5 protein-coding genes are annotated in these 6272 nt (G+C 45.8%); 2 read left to right on the forward strand and 3 right to left on the reverse strand.

The genetic code is table 11. The features are described from left to right. Positions 1–29: 29 nt before the first annotated feature. Positions 30–1052: an amino acid ABC transporter substrate-binding protein gene (locus OA79_RS06440; RefSeq protein WP_063332397.1), complete on the reverse strand. Its 1023-nt coding sequence runs from the start codon at positions 1050–1052 to the stop codon at positions 30–32. Positions 1053–1592: 540 nt separating this feature from the next. Between OA79_RS06440 and lrp the strand changes: the two genes are divergently transcribed. After that, entirely contained in the window at positions 1593–2069 is a 477-nt protein-coding gene (lrp, locus tag OA79_RS06445; protein ID WP_013797955.1) for a leucine-responsive transcriptional regulator Lrp, read from the forward strand. Positions 2070–2072: 3 nt separating this feature from the next. Here lrp and recG read toward each other — a convergent pair whose 3' ends face one another. Beyond that, a complete protein-coding gene (gene recG, locus OA79_RS06450; protein ID WP_063332398.1) occupies positions 2073–4154 on the reverse strand; it encodes an ATP-dependent DNA helicase RecG in 2082 nt (693 codons plus the stop codon). A 13-nt stretch (positions 4155–4167) separates the two neighbouring features. Continuing rightward, complete coding sequence (locus OA79_RS06455; protein ID WP_063332399.1) at positions 4168–5073, reverse strand: hydrogen peroxide-inducible genes activator; 906 nt, start codon at positions 5071–5073, stop codon at positions 4168–4170. 186 nt (positions 5074–5259) lie between these two features. Here OA79_RS06455 and OA79_RS06460 point away from each other — a divergent pair, with 186 nt between their 5' ends. Beyond that, positions 5260–6108: an NAD-dependent epimerase/dehydratase family protein gene (locus OA79_RS06460; protein ID WP_063332400.1), complete on the forward strand. Its 849-nt coding sequence runs from the start codon at positions 5260–5262 to the stop codon at positions 6106–6108. The last annotated feature ends 164 nt before the right edge of the window (positions 6109–6272 follow it).

Here is a 6272-nt window from a genome sequence, read left to right on the forward strand (position 1 = left end):
TAAATACCCGAAGCAGGTCGCTTTAGGTATTAACGTACTGGTGGCGCGTACATAACACCACCTTCTGTCCATAGATTGTTAATACCGCGTGGCAGACCAACTGGTGTGTTTGGTCCAACGTTACGCTCAAACACTTCACCGTAGTTACCTACTTCAGCGATGATGTTGTAAGCCCAATCAGCACCAAGTCCTAGAGATTCACCCATGTTGCCTTCAGCGCCTAGTAGACGACGGATGCCTGGATCGTTTGACTCAGATTTGATTTTAGCAACGTTTTTAGAGCTGATGCCCATTTCTTCAGCGTTAACTTGAACGAACATAGCCCAAGTTACGATGTCTTTCCATTGGTTGTCGCCGTGACGAACAACAGGGCCTAGAGGCTCTTTAGAGATCGTTTCTGGAAGAATTACGTGAGCGTTTGGATCAGACAATTTTGAACGGTGAGCAGCAAGACCTGATTTATCCGTGGTGAATACGTCACAACGACCAGAAGCATAAGCCGCTAGTGCTTCGTCCGCTTTCTGTACGATAACAGGTACATAGTTCATTTTATGCTTACGGAAGAAATCCGCCATGTTCAATTCTGTTGTTGTACCTTGCTCAGTACAAACAGTGGCACCATCAAGGTCTAGGGCAGATTCAACACCTAGGTCTTTACGAGCCATGAAACCTTGACCGTCATAGAAGTTAACCGCCGTAAAATCTAGACCTAGAGACGTATCACGAGTGTAAGTCCAAGTTGTGTTACGAGACAACATGTCGATCTCGCCAGACTGAAGGGCTGTGAAACGTTCTTTTGCAGAAAGAGGAGTGAATTTAACGGCTTGTGCATCACCAAAGATAGCGGCCGCCGTTGCACGACAAGCGTCAACGTCGATACCAGACCAGTTGCCGTTTACATCGGCATTAGAGAAACCAGGAACGCCTTGGCTAACACCACATTGGATGAAGCCTTTTGATTTTACGTCATCTAGGGTAGCAGCGGCTGCACCAGTGCTGATTGTTGCAGCAATGGCAGCGGTAGACAGTAATTTACCTACATTGGATTTCATTATATTGAGCCTCCCAGGCGATTTTATATGTATGTTGTAATTTTGCAGAATTTCAATAGATTCAATTTGAAACCTATTTTTTTGAAAGCAAAGTTGATGCCAACATTTAATTATTCTTGTTGTCTTACATATGCAGACGAATCCTCTAGAGGATCATCACATACCCCTATAGAATTACTCTTTTGCACCATAGTCAAGAATAAAATATTAAAAACACGCCCCAATGTACTTATTTTTTGCACTTTATTTGACGATAAATGGTCTAGCAGAAGAGTGGAGCTCAATTTCATTGAGTAAAATTTAATTTAAAGAAAACAAAACGTTAGAATCAAACCTCTTCGATTTTTTGCGCTTTTTTAGGGCGTAATAGTGTTTTTATAGTCCATGTTTGTGCGCGCGCGTTTGTTGTGCTTTATTTTGGTGCTTTTTTGTAAAAACAAAGACCATACAAAATATAATGGATAAAGCGCTTTCCCAAAATTACCCTCTACATGGTAAACTTAGCCATTCTTAGATGTTTAGTAAGGAGATCCATATCAAATGGATAACTCAACAAAACCACTTGATCGATTGGACAAAAAAATTCTACGAGAGTTGCAAATAAACGGTCGTTTATCCAATGTGGAGTTGGCGAGTCGTGTTGGTTTGAGTGCGACGCCTTGCTTGGAGCGTGTGCGTCGACTAGAGCGGAACGGCTATATTACTGGCTATTGTGCTTTGGTTAATCCAAAAAAAGTGGATGCTGGCCTGTTGGTGTTTGTTGAGATAAGACTGAAAACCACTTCTCCTGAAGGCTTTAATGAATTCAAAACCGCGGTGTCTGAAATTCCGGAAATTTTAGAGTGTCATTTGATCGCAGGGGATTTTGAATACTTACTAAAAGCACGTGTATCGAATATGGACTCTTATCGGCTGTTATTAGGTGAAACCTTGCTGACCTTACCTCATGTACGTGAGTCTCGTACTTATGTGGCAATGGAAGAAGTGAAGAGCACCACGGTCGTCAATATTCCTTAAACGTCAGACATTTAAATACTGATCATGATTCGGTAGCCAGCGGCTCAATAATGGAGGAATGTGATCAGGAAAGTTCTGGTGTAATAATCCAGCGGCACGCTGAACATCATCTAGCAAGGCTTTATCTCTCTGTAAGTCCGCCACTTTAAACTCCCATAAGCCGGTTTGTCGCGTGCCTAAAAGCTCTCCTGGCCCTCTCAGCTCTAAATCCTTCTCGGCGATTTTGAAACCATCACTGGTTTCTCTCATGGTGGATAATCGTGCTTTACCCTGTTGTCCAAGAGGGGCTTTGTAAAGCAGGACGCAATGACTGGCTGCTTGTCCTCGCCCAACACGGCCTCGCAACTGGTGCAGTTGAGCCAAACCGAGGCGTTCGGGGTTTTCAATGACCATCAAACTGGCATTCGGTACATCCACGCCGACTTCAATCACCGTGGTGGCAACAAGCAGCTGAATTTCTCCTGCTTTAAATTGCGCCATAATGTCAGCTTTTTCTTGTGCTTTTAAACGTCCGTGAACCAAACCAATGCGCAGGCCAAGTAACTGTTCTTGCAAGAGCAGTGCAGTATCTTCTGCGGCTTGGCATTGCAGGGCTTCGGATTCTTCAATGAGAGTGCACACCCAGTAAGTCTGCTTACCTTCTTGGCAGGCGCTTTTGACTCGCTCAATGACTTCTTGGCGACGTTGATCCGACACGACGATGGTGTTGACGGGCGTGCGGCCTGGTGGAAGTTCATCGATAATGGAGCAATCCAAATCCGCATAAGCAGACATGGCCAACGTTCGAGGAATGGGGGTCGCTGTCATGATGAGCTGGTGAGGCTGAAGACCCTGTTTCATACCTTTTTCTCGCAAGGCCATCCGTTGATGCACACCGAATCTATGTTGTTCATCTATGATGGCCAGCGCCAAACGATCAAATTCGACGCTTTCTTGAAACAACGCATGGGTGCCGACCACAATCTGTGCTTGCCCTGAGGCAATGAGCTTGAGTTCTTGCTCTCGGGTTTTGCCTTTGAGTTTGCCCGTCATCCAAGCGACCTGTAAACCGAGTGGCTGGAACCACTGGGTGAAGTTCGTATAATGTTGCTCGGCAAGAATTTCAGTGGGGGCCATCACAGCAACCTGATAACCGGCTTGCACAACGGCAGCAGCGGACAAGGCGGCGACCAGTGTCTTGCCTGAGCCAACATCACCTTGTACAAGGCGTAACATGGGATGTCCTGTTGCCAAATCCTTGAGAATTTCACGGAAGACGCGTTGTTGGGCTTGAGTTGGTGAGAACGGCAATCGTGCTAACAGTTGCTCGCTCAGTGCCCCAGCTTCAGTCACCTTGATGCTTTTATCTTGTTTGGCTTTTATTCGCTTACCAATTAACGATAACTGATGCGCCATCAATTCCTCAAACGACAATCGATATTGTGCAGGGTGGCACCCTTGTTTGAGGGATTCTAGATCGGCATCTCGGGATGGATGGTGAAGAAACTGAATGGCGTCATTCAGTGAAGATAAACTGAACTGGTGGCGCAATTCATCGGGCAACCACTCTTGTAAATTGTATGGTGTGAGTCGTTCCAATGCTTGTTCGCATAATTGTCGAATTTTGGTTTGGGTTAAGCCTTCGGTCAGTGGGTAAATCGGCGTCAGTTGAGACGACGCTAAAGGCGCTTCATCGTCTTCAATCAGTTTGTACTCTGGGTGGTACATTTCAAATCCGGCACTACCTCGACGAATTTCGCCAAAGCAACGCACGCGTTTGCCGGATTCCAGTTGCTTCTTTTGTGCGGCTGAAAAGTGAAAGAAGCGCAGGCACAGACTGCCAGAATGATCTTTAAGGCGACACAATAAGCTGCGGCGTTTGCCCATTTTGACTTCGCAGCTCATGACTTGACCTTCTATTACCGCTTCGTCACCAAAGCCAAGTTGCCCAATGGGCACGACGCGAGTTCTGTCTTGGTAGCGAATGGGAAGATGGAAAAGCAAATCCTGTACGGTATGGAGATGCATCTTGGCGAGTTTCTCCGCCATGGCTTCTCCCACACCTTTTAATTCTCGGACATCCTGTGTGTCTAATCCATCTATCATCTTAATGCACTACTTATAATTCGAGTTGTTTACAGGCGTCGCGAATGGACTGACTGACTGACTCAATGGCTTTAGGGCGAGGAAAACTGGCGCGCCAAGCTAAAGCAACGGTACGTTTTGGTACCGGGTTGGCAAAAGGGCGTACTGCCAGCATCGAGTGATCGATGTTGGTCACAGCCGATTTTGGCAATACCGTTACCCCAAGGCCGGAGGACACCATATAGCGAATGGTTTCCAATGAGCTGCCATTGACCACAGTACGGCCATTATTGACTTCATTATCGGTTAAGAGGGGGCAGGCCTCTAATACTTGTTCGCTGAAGCAATGACCTTTACCCAAAAGGAGGAGATTGTCGGTCGAGAGTTGATCGGTATTAATGTGGTCTAACTGAGTCCAAGGATGATTTTTCGGCATAAGAACAACGAACTCTTCCTCGTAAATTGGTTGCGTCACCACGTCAGGTTCTTGGAAAGGCAGGGCAACGATAATGGCATCCAAATCGCCATTGCGAAGTTTAGGGCGCAGATTCTCAGTTAGGTCCTCTTCTATGACAAGCGGCATGCCGGAGGTGATTTGACTCAAGGAAGGAATCATCACTGGAAATAGGTAGGGTGCAATGGTGTAAATGGCACCAACCTTAAGAGGGCCGGTTAGCTGGTTTTTACCGGCATTGGCGAGCTCTTTGATCATGTTTGCTTGATCCAGTACTCGTTTGGCTTGAGTGATGATTTGTTCACCCACTGGCGTGATGTATACCGAGCTTTTGCTACGTTCAAAGATGGCTGTTCCTAGCTCTTCTTCCAGTTTCTTGACGGCGACGCTCAGTGTGGGTTGTGATACATAACAACGATCAGCTGCTCGACCGAAGTGTTTTTCTTCAGCCAACATTACAATGTATTTTAATTCGGTTAATGTCATGGTGCACCTTGCCTGATAGGCCATTATTACTAATAACTATGATAATACATAATTTAATAAAGTATACTCGTTGATTTTTGTTACAGACATTTTGTGGTGGTCAACGCCTTACTATTGTCTTTTTTGTAAAGAAGGCAAGTCGTTGTTAGATTCATACATTCATCGAAGACATTGTTAGAGGGCTCAATGGCAAACATATTGATTGCAGGTTGCGGAGATCTAGGAACAGGGTTAGCCAAGGATTTAGTGGCACAAGGCCATCAAGTCACGGGTATTCGTCGCAACGGTACTCTTTTTCCTGAAGGTGTTGAAGGCATAACGGGAGACTTACGAGCGCTACCGAATGAGGCTCTACCAGACGTGTCATTGATCTTTTTAATTATGACGCCAAATGAGCGCAGTGAAGCGGGTTATCGGCAAGCCTACTACGATACTGCGCAAGTATTAGTACGTCGTTATCAACATTCGATCAACCCAGTCAAAATGGTGTTTGTCTCCAGTACCAGTGTTTATGGTCAAAACCAAGGAGAATGGATTGATGAACAAAGCCCCGCTCAGCCAAGTTCCGTGACCGCAAAGGTATTAATCGAAACGGAAGCCTTGTTACAGCAGGCATTCACCTGTGTATCCGCAAGGTGTTCTGGTATTTATGGGCCTGGTCGTTTTGCGTTAATGAAGAAAGTAATGACAGAGCAAGCATGGGGCGCCAACAGTTGGACGAATCGTGTGCATCGTGACGACGTGGTATCTGCCTTGTTGTTGCTGGCAGAACTGCTGTTGGAAGATCAAGACGTGCCTGCCCATGTGATTGTGACGGATCAAACGCCCGTGTCTATGTGGGAAGTAAAGCTTTGGCTGGCGACCAATTTAAAGGTAGCGATCAAAGCCAGTCTAGAAGAAGGCTTAGCGCCGCAGTCGGGCAAACGTATTCTGGCTGACTATCTTCATCACCATGGCTGGCAACGTCATTACCCAAGTTATGTCGCTGGCTATCGAAAACTACTGATTGATTTTCAACAGAGTCTAGCCGTGTAAAGCGGCGTGTATGGACCTAAAAAAAGAGGCAAAAAGCCTAATGCTGTTCACTTAAGGGTTGAATTTAATTGAATAGCCTCAGAAAATCCGATTAAGCTTTCTTAATCGGATTTTTTTTGTGTCTATTCAACAGTTACTTCTCAGCATCGATGAGCTCCACTCAT

The sequence above is a fragment of the Marinomonas sp. TW1 genome (assembly GCF_001625355.1).
GTDB lineage: Bacteria > Pseudomonadota > Gammaproteobacteria > Pseudomonadales > Marinomonadaceae > Marinomonas.